This window comes from Xanthomonas sp. 3498 (genome assembly GCF_014199795.1).
GTDB lineage: Bacteria > Pseudomonadota > Gammaproteobacteria > Xanthomonadales > Xanthomonadaceae > Xanthomonas_A > Xanthomonas_A rydalmerensis.
The window spans coordinates 1,170,018-1,184,842 of the sequence record NZ_JACHOH010000001.1 but is presented as its reverse complement, the minus strand read 5'-3'; the positions used below and the strand labels follow the sequence as shown (position 1 = coordinate 1,184,842).

Below are 14,825 nucleotides of genomic sequence, written 5' to 3'. Positions count from 1 at the left end.
GCAAGGAGAGCGCCGTGACCGACACCCATTCCACACGCCACCACGGCGGACTGCTGGCCGCGCTGCTGCTCGCGCTTGCCGTCTGCAAGGGCGACGTCCAGGCCGCGGCGCCCGCCCGGGCGGAGGCCAGCCCCTGGCCCAACGTGACCTGGCCGCTGCCCGAGGATCCCGCGCTGGAACGGCGACTCACCGCGCTGATCGCCACCATGACGGTGGAGGAAAAGGTCGGCCAGCTGGTGCAGGGCGACATCGGCAGCCTCACCCCGGAGGACGTGCGCAAGTATCGATTGGGGTCGATCCTGGCCGGCGGCAACTCCGATCCCGGCGGCCGCTACGATGCCGCGCCGGCCGAATGGCTGGCGCTGGCCGATGCGTTCTATGCGGCGTCGATGGACACCTCCAAGGGCGGCAAGGCGATCCCGGTGCTGTTCGGCATCGACGCGGTGCACGGGCAGAGCAACATCGTCGGCGCCACGCTGTTCCCGCACAACATCGGCCTGGGCGCGACGCGTAACCCGGCGCTGCTGCGGCGGATCGGTGAAATCACCGCGCTGGAGACCCGTGCCACCGGCATGGAATGGACCTTCGCGCCGACCGTGGCGGTGCCGCAGGACGACCGCTGGGGCCGCACCTACGAGGGCTATTCCGAGTCGCCCGAGGTGGTGGCCAGCTACGCCGGGGCGATGGTCGAGGGGCTGCAGGGCAAGGTGGGATCGCCGGACTTCCTCGATGGCCGCCATGTGATCGCCTCGGTCAAGCACTTCCTGGGCGATGGTGGCACCACCGACGGCCGGGACCAGGGCGACACCAGAATCGGTGAGGCCGAACTGGTGCGCATCCATGCCGCCGGCTATCCCCCGGCGATCGCCGCGGGCGCGCAGACCGCGATGGCCTCGTTCAACAGCGTCAACGGCGAAAAGATGCATGGCCACAAGGCCTACCTGACCGACGCGCTGAAGGGACGCATGCACTTCGGCGGCTTCGTGGTCGGCGACTGGAACGGCCACGGACAGGTCAAGGGCTGCACGCCCACCGATTGCCCCGCCACCATCAACGCCGGCCTGGACATGGCCATGGCCTCGGACAGTTGGAAGGGCTTCTACACGACCACATTGGCGGCGGCGAAGAACGGCACCATTTCCCAGCAACGCCTGGACGATGCGGTACGCCGGATCCTGCGGGTCAAGATGCGGCTGGGCCTGTTCGAGGCGGGCAAGCCGTCGTCGCGCGCGGTCGGTGGCCAGTTCGCGCTGATCGGCGCCCCGGCGCATCGCGCGGTGGCGCGGCAGGCGGTGCGCGAGTCGCTGGTGCTGCTGAAGAACCAGGGCGGCGTGCTGCCGCTGTCGCCGAAGCAACGCATCCTGGTGGCCGGCGACGGTGCCAACGACGTCGGCAAGCAGGCCGGCGGCTGGACGCTGAACTGGCAGGGCACCGGCACCACCCGCAAGGACTTCCCGAACGCGGACACCATCTACGAGGGCTTCGCGCAGCAGGCCAAGGCCGCAGGCGGCGAGGCCGTGCTTTCGGTCGACGGCAGATACACGACCAAGCCGGACGTCGCGGTGGTGGTGTTCGGCGAAAACCCGTACGCGGAGTTCCAGGGCGATCGGCCGACCCTGGCCTACAAGCCGGGCGACGACACCGACCTGGCGTTGATCAAGCGGCTCAAGGCCGACGGCATTCCCGTGGTCGCGGTGTTCCTCAGCGGGCGCCCGCTGTGGGTCAACCGCGAACTCAATGCCGCCGATGCCTTCGTCGCGGCATGGCTGCCGGGTTCGGAGGGCGCCGGCATCGCCGACGTGCTGCTGCGCACTCCGCAGGGCGGCGTGCAGCACGACTTCAAGGGCAGGCTCAGCTTCAGTTGGCCGCGCACGGCCACGCAGTACGCCAACAACGTGGGGCAGAAGGGCTACGACCCGCTGTTCGCCTTCGGCTTCGGCCTGCGCTATGCCGACAACGGCGATCTGGCCAGGCTGCCCGAGGTCTCCGGCCTCACCGGCAACGAGGGCGCGGCCGGGGTGTTCTTCGTCCGCGGCGCGGCCGGCCCGGGCATGGCGCTGCGCCTGGAGGGCAGCAGCGGGCAGGGCGTGACCGTCACCCGGGTGCCGGAATCGCTCGATGGCGGCGCGCTGAAGGTCACCGGCGTGGATCACCTGGCGCAGGAAGATGGCCGCCGCCTTGCCTGGTCGGGCGGTCGCGAGGCGGTGGTGGCGCTGCAATCGCATACTCCGCTGGACCTGCAGCGCGAGAGCAACGGCGACCTGATGCTGGTGACCACGCTGCGCGTGGACGCCGCACCGCAGGGCGAGGTGTGGCTGGCGGTCGGTTGCGGCAGCGGTTGCACCGCGCGGGTCGCGATCGGGCCGACGCTGACAGCCCTGCCGGTGGGCCAATGGAAGCGCGTGGGCGTGCCGCTCAAGTGCCTGGCGGCAGCCGGTGCGGATCTGAGCAAGCTGGATCGTCCGTGGGCGTTGACCACGGCGGGCACGATGACGCTGTCGGTGTCGCGGGTCGCGCTCGGTGCATTGAACGAAGCGGAGGCCACCGTCGCATGTCCGAGCACGTGAGCATGCGACCTGCGCTAGCGGCCCTTGGGCGGGCTGGCGACCGAACCGCGCAGCACCAGCCGGTGCGGGACCACGTGGTCGCTGGACATGCGCGCGTCGTCGCGCTTGCGGCGGATGCTGCGCAGCAGGATGTCGATGGCGGCATCGGCCATCGAAGCGATCGGTTGATGGATGGTGGTGAGCTCCGGCCAGACGGTGGTGGCGGCCGAGGTGTCGTCGAAGCCCACCACCGACAGGTCGCGCGGCACTTCCAGGCCGCGCCGGTGCGCGACCGAGATCGCTGCCGCCCCCATGTCGTCGTTGCTGGCGAAGATCGCGGTCGGCGGGCGGCGGTGCGACAGCAGCTTCTCGGCGGCGGCGAGCCCGGAGCGGTAGGTGTAGTCGCCCTGCTGGACCAGGCCGGGTTCGACCTTCAGCCCGGCCTCCTGCAGGGCGGTGACGAAGCCCTCGTAGCGCCGCGCGCTGGCGCTGAGGTCCTGGCGCCCGCGGATGAAGCCGATGCGCCGGTGGCCGTGCTGAATCAGATGCTCGGCCATCTCCTTGCCGGCGTGGAAGTCGTCGATGCGCACGCAGGAGATCGCGTCGCTGAGGCGTCCGGCGGCGATCGCGACCACCGGGATGCCCGCCTTGACCAGTTCGGTCACTGCCGCCTGCGACTCGCACAGCGGCGGCGGCAGGATCACGCCATCCACGCGGCCGCCCAAGGCGCGCGCGGCCTTGCGCTCGGCGTCGGCGTCCAGGTCTTCCCAGTAGTGGATGACCAACTGGATGGCGGCGTTGGACGCGACGCGCAACAAACCGACCAGCAGTTCGCGCAGGTAGGCGCCGCTGGGGTTGGTGTAGATCAGCGCGATGCGCGTGTGCTGCGCGGCGGCCAGCGAACTGGCCGCCAGGTTGGGCGTGTAGCCCAGTTCGCGCACCGCGCGCATCACGCGCTCGCGGGTGGCATCGCGCACCTTGCCCTGGTTGATCGCGCGCGAGACGGTCATCGGCGACACCCCGGCCAAGGCCGCCACCTCGTCGATCGTGACCCCGCTGGTCTTGCGGCGGACCGATTTCTTCGGCTTGTCCAAAACGCGTTCCCTTTGTTCTTCTTGACGTTGGCGCGCCGCGGGCACGCCGTCAGCTTACAAGGTTTGCTGGCGGCGCTTGGGCGTCATGCGCATGTCATGCGGTGTCAGTGGATGGCGTGCGCTGCCATGGCGCTGATGGTCTGCACGGGCAGCGTGCGCGCGGAGGATGGCGCTGCGTTGTGGCTGCGGTATCTGCCTTCGCAAGGCGCTGCGCGCGCGGCGGAGTTGGATGAGGTAGTGGCGCCGGAGCAGACCCCGACGCAGCGTGCGGCGCGCGATGAACTGATACGCGGCCTCACCGGCCTGCTGGGCCGCGCGCCGGCGACGCGCGCGGTCGCGACCGGCGATCATGCGGTGATGCTGGGCACGCCGCAGTCGTCGCCAGCGCTTGCGCCGTTCCGGGAGGAGATCGCGTCGCTGGGCGAGGAGGGCTACCTGCTCAAGCGCGCCCGCATCGACGGGCACGCGGTGTTGCTGGTGGCCGCACGTCGCGACATCGGCGTGCTGTACGGGGTGTTCCATCTGCTGCGGCTGCTGCAGACCGGTGCGTCGCTGGACGCGCTCGAAGTGCATGAGTCGCCACGGATCCGACTGCGCGTGCTCGACCATTGGGACGACCTGGACGGCCATGTCGAGCGCGGCTATGCGGGCCGCTCGTTGTGGGACTGGCAAAGCCTGCCGGAGTGGCGCGACCCGCGTTACACGGACTATGCGCGGGCCAATGCCTCGCTGGGCATCAACGGCACGGTACTGAACAACGTCAACGCCAACGCGCAGAGCCTGGCGCCGGCCTATCTCGACAAGGCGGCGGCGCTGGCGGACGTGTTCCGGCCCTACGGCATCCGCGTCTACCTGAGCGCGCGCTTCAGCGCGCCCATCGAATTGGGTGGGCTGAAGACCGCCGATCCGCTCGACCCGGCCGTGCAGCGCTGGTGGCGCGACAAGGTCGATGACATCTACGCGCGGATTCCGGATTTCGGCGGCTTCCTGGTCAAGGCCAATTCGGAAGGGCAGCCCGGCCCGCAGGACTATGGCCGTTCGCATGCGGACGGCGCCAACCTGCTGGCCGATGCGCTGGCGCCGCACGGCGGCGTGGTGATGTGGCGGGCCTTCGTCTATGCCCACGACGTGCCGGTGGACCGTGCCATGCAGGCCTACACCGAGTTCGCCGGCCTCGACGGCGCGTTCCGCGCGAACGTGATCGTGCAGGTCAAGAACGGGCCCATCGACTTCCAGCCGCGCGAGCCGTTCCATCCGCTGTTCGGCGCGATGCCGCGCACGCCGCTGATGCTGGAATTCCAGATCACCAAGGAGTATCTCGGCTTTGCCACGCACCTGGTGTACCTGGGGCCGTTGTACGAGGAAGTGCTGCAGTCCGACACCCACGCCCGCGGCGCGGGCGCCACGGTGGCGGACGTGGTGGACGGTTCGCTGGAAGGCCATGCCCTGAGCGGCATCGCAGGCGTCGCCAACATCGGCAACGACCGCACCTGGAGCGGCTCGCACTTCGACCAGGCCAATTGGTATGCGTTCGGCCGTCTCGCCTGGAATCCGCATCGCTCCGCCCGTGCCATCGCGGCGGAATGGGCGGCGATGACGTTTTCGCCGAGGCCCGAGGTGGTGCAGCCCATCGTCGGGATGATGATGGCCTCGCGCGAGGCCGCGGTGAACTACATGACCCCGCTGGGCCTGCACCACCTGATGGCGCGCGGCCACCACTACGGTCCCGGCCCTTGGGTGGACGGCGGCCCGCGCGCGGATTGGACCTCGGTGTACTACCACCGCGCCGATCGCGACGGCATCGGCTTCGACCGCACCGCTCGCGGCAGCAATGCGGTGAGCCAGTACGCGCCCGAGGTGGCGGCCGTGTATGGCGACCTGGCGCGGGTGCCCGAGCCGCTGCTGTTGTGGTTCCACCACGTGCCGTGGGATCACCGCATGGCCTCCGGGCGGCCGTTGTGGGACGAGCTGGTCGGCCGCTATTCGCAGGGCGTGCGCCAGGTGCAGGCCATGCAGGCCACCTGGGACGGCCTGCGCGGCAAGGTGGATGCCGAGCGGCATGCGCAGGTCGCGGCGTTCCTGCGCATCCAGCTGCGCGAAGCGCAGTGGTGGCGCGATGCCAGCGTGGCGTACTTCCAGTCGGTGAGCGGTCGGCCCTTGCCCCCAGGCGAAACCGCGCCGCCGCACTCGCTGGCCTGGTACCAGGCCCTGCAGTTTCCCTCCGCACCCGGAGATGGACGATGAAGCCGACAACGTGGACGGGCTGGCTGCTGGCGATGGTTTCAGGAGCCTGCGCGATGCCATGCATGGCGCAGCAGGCGACGCCGCCGCTGTTGCATCCGCTGTTCCATGATCACGCCGTGCTGCAACGCGACCGGGCGATTCCGGTGTGGGGCCACGCCGCGCCGGGCGCCACGGTGTCGGTGACATTCGCACGGCAGTCGGTCAGTGCACGCGCCGATGCCGGAGGTCGCTGGCACGCGACGCTGCAGCCTACCGCCGCCGGCGGTCCCTACGACATGACCGTGCGCGCGGGGCAGGACCGCCAGGTGGTGCGCGATGTGCTGATGGGCGATGTCTGGCTGTGTTCCGGGCAGTCGAACATGGAGCTGCCGGTGTGGCGCGCGCTGGATGCGAGCAGCGAACTGGCCGCCGCCGTCCAGCCGAGCATCCGCCTGTTCGCCGTGCCCAAGGCCGCGGCGGTCACGCCGCAGGACATGTTTCCGACCGACGTCGCGTGGCGACCCGCATCGCCGGAGACGGTGCGCAATTTCTCCGCTGCCTGCTTCTACTTCGCGCGCGAGCTGCAGAAGACAGTTAAGGTGCCGATGGGCCTGATCCAGGCGGCCTGGGGCGGCGCGCGCATCGAGGCCTGGACCAGCGCCGACGCCCTGCGCGCGCAAGGCGGCATGGACGATGCGCTGGACGTGCTGGCGCTGTACGCCACCGACCCCGTCGCCGCGAGCGCACGCTGGGGCCGGCACTGGCAACAGTGGTGGACCACGCGCGCCGGTACCAAGCCGGGCGATACACCCTGGCAGCCCGGCGCGGACCGCACGCGGTGGCAGGACGCGCCGGCCACGCTCGGCGCCTGGGAACGTTGGGGCGTGCCCGCGCTCGCCGCCTACAACGGCATGGTCTGGTACCGCACGCAGGTCACCCTGACCGCCGCACAGGCGGCGCAGGGCGCACGGCTCGTGCTGGGGCCGGTCGACGAGACGGACATGACCTGGGTCAACGGCGTGGCCGTGGGCAGCCAGAACGCGCCAAGCGATCCGCGCCGGTATGCGCTGCCGCCCGGCCTGTTGAAAGCGGGCGTCAACACGGTGGTCGTCAACGTGCTGGACACCTACGGCGAGGGCGGACTGGCAGGCCCCGCGAGCGCCCATGCCGTGCAACTGGACGATGGCACGCGGATCGTCCTGGATGGGCATTGGCAGTATCGCGTGGCGCCCGATCCACAGTCCCCGCCGCTGGCGCCGTGGCATGCGGCCTCCGGCATGTCGACGCTGTACAACGGCATGATCGCGCCGCTGGGCAACGACGGCCTGCGCGGCATCGTCTGGTACCAGGGCGAATCCAATGCCGGCGAGGGCGCCGTCTATGCGACACGGCTGCGCCACCTGCGCGACGACTGGCGCAGGCAGTTCGGCGCGGCGCTGCCGTTGCTGGTGGTGCAACTGGCCGGCTACGGCCGCCCACCGCAGACACCGACGGAGAGCGGCTGGGCGCAGCTGCGCGAGGCGCAGCGCCGCGTCGTTGCAGAAGATCCGCACTCCGGGCTCGCGGTGGCCATCGACATCGGCGATGCCTACGACATCCATCCGCCCAACAAGCAGGAACTGGGGCGGCGCCTGGCGCGGGTGGCGCGTCACGTGGTCTACGGCGAACGCGCATTGGCGCCGTCCGGCCCGACGCCACGCACGGCAGCGCGCACGCAGGGCGCGGTGCGGATCGTGTTCGACGACGTCGACGGCAGCCTGGTCACGACCGGTGCGAACGGTCCCATCGGCTTCGAACTCTGCGATGCGCAGGCGCAGCACTGCCGGTATGCCGACGCCACGCTGGACGGGCGCGACGTCGTCCTGCACAGCCCGCAGGCCGCATCCGCCACGCGCGTGCGCTACTGCTGGGCCGATGGTCCGATCTGCACGCTGCGCGACAGGTCCGGGGCGCCGGCGGGACCGTTCGAACTCGCAGTTTCCGAGGAGATTCCCTGATGCGTCCGCTGCTCGCCTCGGCCCTCCTGCTGTTGTCCGCTGCGCTGCAGCCGCTGTGGGCCGCGCCTGCGCCACCGGTCTACTTCGACTGGTTCGAATACGCCGGGCGCGACGCGGCCTTCGATGCACCGCTGCCAGCAGGCCATTACCGCAACCCGATCCTGGCCGGCTTCCACGCCGACCCGAGCATCGTGCGCGCGAACGGGCGGTTCTACCTGGTCAATTCCAGCTTCACCTACTTCCCCGGCATTCCGGTGTTCGAGAGCGTGGATCTGGTGTACTGGAAGCAGATCGGCAACGTGATCGACCGCCCGACGCAACTGGACTTCGATGGCCTGAGCGTGTCGCGCGGCATCTTCGCGCCGGCCATCGCCTATCACGACGGCATGTTCTACGTGGTCACCACGGCCGTGGACAGCGGCGGCAACTTCATCGCCACCGCGCGCGATCCCGCCGGTCCCTGGTCGGACCCGCACTGGCTGCCGGGCATCGGTGGCATCGACCCGTCGCTGTTCTTCGACGCCGACGGTCGCGTCTACCTGCTCAACAACGACGAGCCGCCCGGCCCGCCGCGCTACGACGGCCATCGCGCGATCTGGATGCAGCAACTCGACCTGGCCACCTTCACCCCGGTGGGGCCGCGCAAGGTGCTGATCGATGGCGGCGTGGAGCCGGCGAAGAATCCGATCTGGATCGAGGGGCCGCATCTGTATCGTCGCGATGGCTGGTACTACCTCTCCGATGCCGAGGGCGGCACCGGGCCGCAGCACTCCCAAGTGGTGTTACGCAGCCGCGACGTCTGGGGGCCTTACGCGCCGTACGCGGGCAATCCCATCCTCACCCAGCGCGACCTGCCCGACGACCGGCCGCTGCCGATCGCCAACGCCGGGCATGCGGACTTGGTGGAAGGGCCGGACGGGTCCTGGTGGGCGGTGTTCCTGGCCAGCCGCACCTACGACGTGCGCCACTACAACACCGGGCGCGAGACCTACCTGCTGCCGGTGCAGTGGCGCGACGGCTGGCCGCTGATCCTGCCGGCCGGGCAGGCCATCCCCTATGCGGTCCAGGCGCCGTCGTGGATGCAGGGCGAGGCGTCGCAGGCGCCTTCCACCGGCAACTTCATCGAGCGCGACGAATTCGACGGGCCGACGCTCGGCCGCGGCTGGTTGCGTGTGCGGGTGCCCAAGCGGGACTGGGCGGACCTGCGCACGCGCCCGGGCAGTCTGGCCGTGCATCCGTTGCCGGAGAACCTGGACAGCTTGCGCAACCCCGCCTTCCTGGGGCGCCGCCAGCAGCACCTGCGCTTCGAGGCCAGCACCGCACTAACGCGGCCGGCGCCGGGCGTGGCGGCTGGGCTGGCGGCGTTCCAGAACGAGGCCTGGTGGTACTTCCTCGGCGTGCGCCGTGCGGGACGCGATCGCGTGGAGGTCTTCCTGGAGGCGCGCGAGGGCAAGGGCGCGACCAGGACCCTGGCCAGCCGCGAACTGGATGCGTCGACGTCGTTGCGCCTGAAGATCGCGGGTGACGAAGGAACGTATGCATTCGCGTTCGACACCGGTGCGGGGCAGGGCTGGCAGACGCTCGCCGACGATGTCGACGGGACCGTGTTGAGTACGGATCGTGCAGGCGGCTTCGTGGGCGCCCTGCTCGGTCCTTTCGCGCGCGACGAGCGCGCCTCGAGGAGCAAATGATGATGCGCAGGTCTTCCCTTCCTTCCGCCCGCCCTGGCCGCCTCGTCCGCGCGCTGGCCCTATGCGCCGCCGCTACGCTGGCCAGCGTTGGCCATGCCGCCGACACCCAGCCGTGGCAAGACACCTCGGCCAGCTTCGAGACCCGGGCGGCGGCGCTGGTGGCGCAGATGACCCTGGAGGAGAAAGCGGCGCAGATGCAGAACGCCGCGCCGGCGATCGAACGTCTGGGCGTGCCGGCCTACGACTGGTGGAACGAAGCGCTGCACGGCGTGGCGCGGGCAGGCCAGGCCACCGTGTTTCCGCAGGCCATCGGGCTGGCCGCCACCTTCGACGTGCCGTTGATGGGGCAGGTGGCCACCACCATCAGCGACGAGGCGCGCGCCAAGCACCACCAGTTCCTCCGCGAAGGCGCGCACGGCCGCTACCAGGGGCTGACCTTCTGGTCGCCGAACATCAACATCTTCCGCGACCCGCGCTGGGGACGCGGCCAGGAGACCTACGGCGAGGATCCCTACCTCACCGCGCGCATGGGCGTGGCCTTCGTGCAGGGATTGCAGGGCGACGATCCGGTGTACCGCAAGCTCGACGCCACCGCCAAGCATTTCGCCGTGCACAGCGGCCCGGAGGCCGACCGTCATCACTTCGACGCCCGCCCCAGCAAGCACGATCTCTACGACACCTACCTGCCGGCGTTCGAGGCGCTGGTGAAGGAAGGCCAGGTGGATGCGGTGATGGGCGCCTACAACCGGGTGTACGGCGAGTCCGCCAGCGCCAGCCAATTCCTGTTGCGCGACGTGCTGCGCCGCGACTGGGGCTTCACCGGCTACGTGGTCTCGGACTGCTGGGCCATCGTCGATATCTGGAAGCATCACCACCTCGCGCCCAGCCGCGAGGCGGCCGCGGCGCTGGCGGTCAAGAACGGCACCGAACTGGAGTGCGGCCAGGAATACGCCACGCTGCCGGCGGCGGTACGCCAGGGGCTGATCGACGAAGCGGAGATCGACGATGCGGTGACGCGCCTGTTCACCGCGCGGATGCGACTGGGCATGTTCGACCCGCCCGAGCGCGTGCGCTGGGCACGCATTCCCGCCTCGGTGAACCAGGCGCCCGCGCACGATGCGCTGGCCTTGCAGGCCGCGCAGGAATCGCTGGTGCTGCTGAAGAACGATGGCGTGCTGCCGCTGTCGCGCAAGCTCAAGCGCATCGCCGTGGTCGGCCCGACCGCCGACGACACCATGGCCCTGCTCGGCAACTACTTCGGCACCCCGGCGGCGCCGGTCACCATCCTGCAGGGTATTCGCGACGCGGCGAAGGGCATCGAGGTGCGTTATGCGCGCGGTGTGGATCTGGTCGAAGGGCGCGACGATCCGGGCGCCACGCCGCTGATCGAGGCGGCATACCTGCGGCCGTCGGCCGATTCCCCGGAACGTGGCCTGCGCGGCGAGTACTTCCGCACGCCCGATCTGGCGGGGACGCCGGCGCTGGTCCGTACCGACGCCCAGATCGGCTTCCGTTGGGACCGCGGCTCGCCGACCGACAACCTGCTGGCCCGCGGCGAAGCGGGGCCGGGGCAGGGCATTCCCAACGATCATTTCAGCATCCGCTGGAGCGGCCAGCTGCTGCCGCCGGTCTCGGGTCGCTACCGGATCGAGGCGGCCGCCGACGACGGCTTCCGTCTCTATGTCGACGGCAAGCTGCTGCTGGACCACTGGACCGACAGCGACCGCATGCGCGCCGACGGCGTGGACCTAGACCTGCAGGCGGGCCGCGCCTATGCGGTGAAGCTGGAGTACTACGACGCCGAGCGCGACGCCGGCGTGCGGCTGGGCTGGCGCATGCCCGGCGCGAAGCCGCCGTTCGACGAGGCCCTCGATGCCGCCCGCAACGCGGACGTGGTGGTGTTCGTCGGCGGGTTGACCGGCGACGTCGAGGGCGAAGAGATGAAGGTGGACTATCCGGGCTTCGCCGGCGGCGACCGCACCGACCTGCGCCTGCCCGCGCCGCAGCGCGCCCTGCTGGAAGCGCTGCACGCCACCGGCAAGCCGGTGGTGATGGTGCTGACCGGCGGCTCGGCACTGGCGGTGGAATGGGCGCAGGCGCATCTGTCGGCGATCCTGATGAGCTGGTATCCCGGGCAGCGCGGCGGCACCGCGGTGGGCCAGGCGCTGTTCGGCGAGGTCAATCCCGCCGGCCGCTTGCCGGTGACGTTCTACAGGGCGGATCAGGCGCTGCCGGCGTTCGACGACTACGCGATGGAAGGCCGCACCTACCGCTACTTTCGCGGCATCCCGCTGTATCCGTTCGGCCACGGCCTGTCGTACACGCGGTTCGACTACGGCAAGCTGCGCATGGATGCGCCGCGCATCGCCGACGACGGACGCCTCAAGGTGCAGGTGGAAGTAGCCAACACCGGCAAGCACGCGGGCGACGAAGTCGCGCAACTGTACGTGCGGCGGCTGGCGGCCGCGCCCGGCGATGCGCAGCAGACGCTGCGTGGCTTCCAGCGCGTTCGTCTGGCCCCGGGCGAGCGGCGGACCCTGACGTTCGAACTGGATGCGCAACAGGCGCTGCGCCAGTACGACGACGCCCGCGGCCGCTATGTCGTGCCGCCCGGAGGCTACGAAGTGCGGATCGGCGGCTCCAGCGCCGATGCCCGCGTGCGTGGGCGCTTCACCGTGGAGGCGCGCCGTGACTGAGCCGCGCAGTGTGGAGACCGCCGTGCACGTGCTGTCGGTGCGGGAGAAGCTGGGCTACAGCCTGGGCGACCTGGCGGCGAACCTGATCTTCCAGACGCTGATCACTTATCTGGCCTTCTTCTATACCGATGTGTACCGATTGCCGGCCGCCACGGCGGCGACGATCATCTTCGTGATCGGCCTGCTCGGCGCGTTCGTGTTCACCCCGCTGATCGGCATCGCCGCCGACCGCACGGCGACCCGCTGGGGCAAGTTCCGGCCCTGGATCCTGTGGACGGCGATCCCGTTCGGCGTGCTGTCGCTGCTCGCCTTCAGTACCCCGGACCTGGGCGCGCGCGGCAAGGTGATGTATGCCCTGACCACCTACGGCCTGCTGATGCTCGTGTACGCGGCCAACAACCTGCCGTACTCCGCGCTCAGCGGGGTGCTGACCGGCAACATGGCCCAGCGCAACAGCCTGTCGGCCTATCGCTTCGTGGCGGTGATGATCGCGCAGTTCATCATCCAGGTGCTGCTGTTGCCGCTGGTGCTGATCCTGGGCGACGGCGACAACGTGCGCGGCTTCGAGCGCCTGATGACGGTGTTCGCGGTGGTAGGCACGCTGTTCTTCCTGATCACCTTCGCCACCACCCGCGAGCGCATCGTGCCGGCGAAGGAACAGAGCGCAGGCGTGCTGCAGGACCTGTCCGACCTGCTGCACAACCGGCCATGGAAGGTGATGCTGGCACTGACGGTGCTGGTCTTCGTCAACCTGGCGCTGAAGGGCGGCACCTACATCTACTACTTCCAGTACTACCTGAGCGAGGCCGCCCTGGCGGGCTTTCTCGACGCCTCCGGCTTCAATGGCTTCATCGGCGGCGTGAACGCGGTGCTCAGCGGATGGGGCCTGTCCGGCTTCACCTGGCCGCAGGACCCGGCCACCTCGGCGTTCAGCCTGTTCAACGCCTGCGGCATCCTGTGCATGATCCTGGGCATCGGCTTTTCCCGGAGCCTGGCCGACCGCTTCGGCAAGCGCGATGCCTTCGGCGGCGCGCTGCTGGTTTCCACCGTGTTCCTGCTGGCGTTCTACGTGTTTCCGCCCACCGCGATCGGCGTGGCCTTCGGCGCCTTCATGCTGCACGGCTTCTGCTACGGCATCACCATCCCGCTGCTGTGGGCGATGATCGCCGACGTCGCCGACTACTCGGAATGGAAGAACCATCGCCGCGCCACCGCGATCATCTTCTCGGCGATGCTGTGCGGGCTGAAGATCGGCCTCAGCATCGGCGGCGCGCTGGTCGCCGGCATCCTCGCGCACCACGGCTACCAGGCAGGCGCGCAGCAGCAGCCGCAGGCCGTAGTGGATGGCATTCGCCTGACAGTGAGCATTTACTGCGCCATCCCGTTCCTGGTCGCGGTGGCGCTGTTGTTCTTCTACCGGATCGACAAGCGCATGGAACTGCGCATCGAACACGACCTGCAGCTGCGGCGGCAGGGAAGCGATCTCGACCACCTCGCGGCACATGCCATCGCGCAACCGCTGGTGACCCACATCTACACCGCGGATCCGTCGGCCCACGTGTTCGAGGGACGCCTGTACATCTATCCGTCGCACGACATCGACAGCGGCGCACCGTTCGACGACGAGGGCGGTCACTTCGGCATGGAGGACTACCACGTGCTGCGCATGGACTCGCCCGAAGGCACGGCTACCGACTGCGGCGTGGCCCTGCATGTGCGCGACGTGCCGTGGGCCAGCCGGCAGATGTGGGCGCCGGACGCGGCCACGCGCGATGGCCGCTATTACCTCTATTTCCCGGCCAAGGACGCGCAGGGCGTGTTCCGCATCGGCGTGGCGGTGGCCGACCGCCCGGAAGGCCCGTTCGCCGCCGAGCCCGAGCCGATCGCGGGTACCTACTCGATCGACCCGGCCGTCTTCGAGGACGACGACGGCGCGCACTACCTCTGCTTCGGCGGCATCTGGGGCGGCCAGTTGCAGAAGTACCGCGACGACCGCTTTGAGGCGGCGCATGCCGAGCCCGAGGGCGATGCGCCGGCACTGGGCCCGCGCATCGCCCGGCTGGACCCGGGCATGACCCGGCTGGCGGAGCGCACGCGGGAAATCGTGATTCTCGACGAGCACGGGCAACCGCTGCGCGCCGACGATCACGCGCGCCGCTTCTTCGAGGGACCGTGGCTGCACAAGGACCAGGGCCGGTACTACCTGTCGTACTCCACCGGCAACACGCACCTGCTGTGCTACGCCATCGGCGACAGCCCGTACGGCCCGTTTACCTATCGCGGCGTGCTGCTGAAGCCGGTGGTGGGCTGGACCACGCACCACTCCATCTGCGCCTTCCAGGGGCGCTGGTACCTGTTCTACCACGACGCCCTGTTGTCCGGCGGCGTGACCCACCTGCGCTCGGTCAAGTGCACGCCGCTGCACGTCGAGCCGGATGGGAGCATTCGGACTGTCGATCCCTATGGGGGCTGAGATGCCGATGTCCAGCGACGCTGCACGGGCACGGGCCGTGCCAAGGCAGTCGCCCTGTCCGCTGTAGGAGCGGCTTCAGCCGCGACAGGCCTGCCCGGGAACGCC

Annotated in this window: 7 protein-coding genes and 1 pseudogene; 7 read left to right on the top strand and 1 reads right to left on the bottom strand. The window is 69.9% G+C overall.

What is annotated here, in order from left to right; genetic code table 11:
• Positions 1-14 precede the first annotated feature (14 nt).
• Positions 15-2,567 carry an exo 1,3/1,4-beta-D-glucan glucohydrolase gene (locus GGR66_RS04720; RefSeq protein ID WP_184447384.1) on the top strand — a complete coding sequence of 851 codons (2,553 nt, stop codon included), beginning with the start codon at positions 15-17 and terminating at the stop codon, positions 2,565-2,567.
• 14 nt (positions 2,568-2,581) lie between these two features.
• Here GGR66_RS04720 and GGR66_RS04715 read toward each other — a convergent pair whose 3' ends face one another.
• Positions 2,582-3,640, bottom strand: coding sequence for a LacI family DNA-binding transcriptional regulator (locus tag GGR66_RS04715; RefSeq protein ID WP_184447383.1), 1,059 nt, complete (start codon positions 3,638-3,640; stop codon positions 2,582-2,584).
• 96 nt (positions 3,641-3,736) lie between these two features.
• Between GGR66_RS04715 and GGR66_RS04710 the strand changes: the two genes are divergently transcribed.
• The 6 genes and pseudogenes from GGR66_RS04710 to GGR66_RS21125 all read left to right on the top strand — a co-directional run bounded on the left by GGR66_RS04710 (position 3,737) and on the right by GGR66_RS21125 (position 14,720).
• Positions 3,737-5,884: an alpha-glucuronidase family glycosyl hydrolase gene (locus GGR66_RS04710; protein WP_304942087.1), complete on the top strand. Its 2,148-nt coding sequence runs from the start codon at positions 3,737-3,739 to the stop codon at positions 5,882-5,884.
• Complete coding sequence (locus GGR66_RS04705) at positions 5,881-7,860, top strand: sialate O-acetylesterase (protein WP_184447382.1); 1,980 nt, start codon at positions 5,881-5,883, stop codon at positions 7,858-7,860. Before GGR66_RS04710 ends, GGR66_RS04705 begins: the two co-directional genes overlap by 4 nt.
• The gene (locus GGR66_RS04700; protein ID WP_184447381.1) at positions 7,860-9,551 is read left to right on the top strand and encodes a glycoside hydrolase family 43 protein; all 1,692 of its coding nucleotides are present in this window, start codon (positions 7,860-7,862) and stop codon (positions 9,549-9,551) included. Before GGR66_RS04705 ends, GGR66_RS04700 begins: the two co-directional genes overlap by 1 nt.
• A 53-nt stretch (positions 9,552-9,604) precedes the next feature.
• Entirely contained in the window at positions 9,605-12,247 is a 2,643-nt protein-coding gene (locus GGR66_RS04695; protein ID WP_184447479.1) for a glycoside hydrolase family 3 protein, read from the top strand.
• Between the two features lie 10 nt (positions 12,248-12,257).
• A pseudogene (locus GGR66_RS21130) lies at positions 12,258-13,730 on the top strand (MFS transporter); the annotation flags it as partial.
• A complete protein-coding gene (locus GGR66_RS21125) occupies positions 13,704-14,720 on the top strand; it encodes a glycoside hydrolase family 43 protein (RefSeq protein ID WP_326520934.1) in 1,017 nt (338 codons plus the stop codon). The pseudogene GGR66_RS21130 and the gene GGR66_RS21125, both read left to right, overlap by 27 nt.
• Positions 14,721-14,825: the final 105 nt, after the last annotated feature.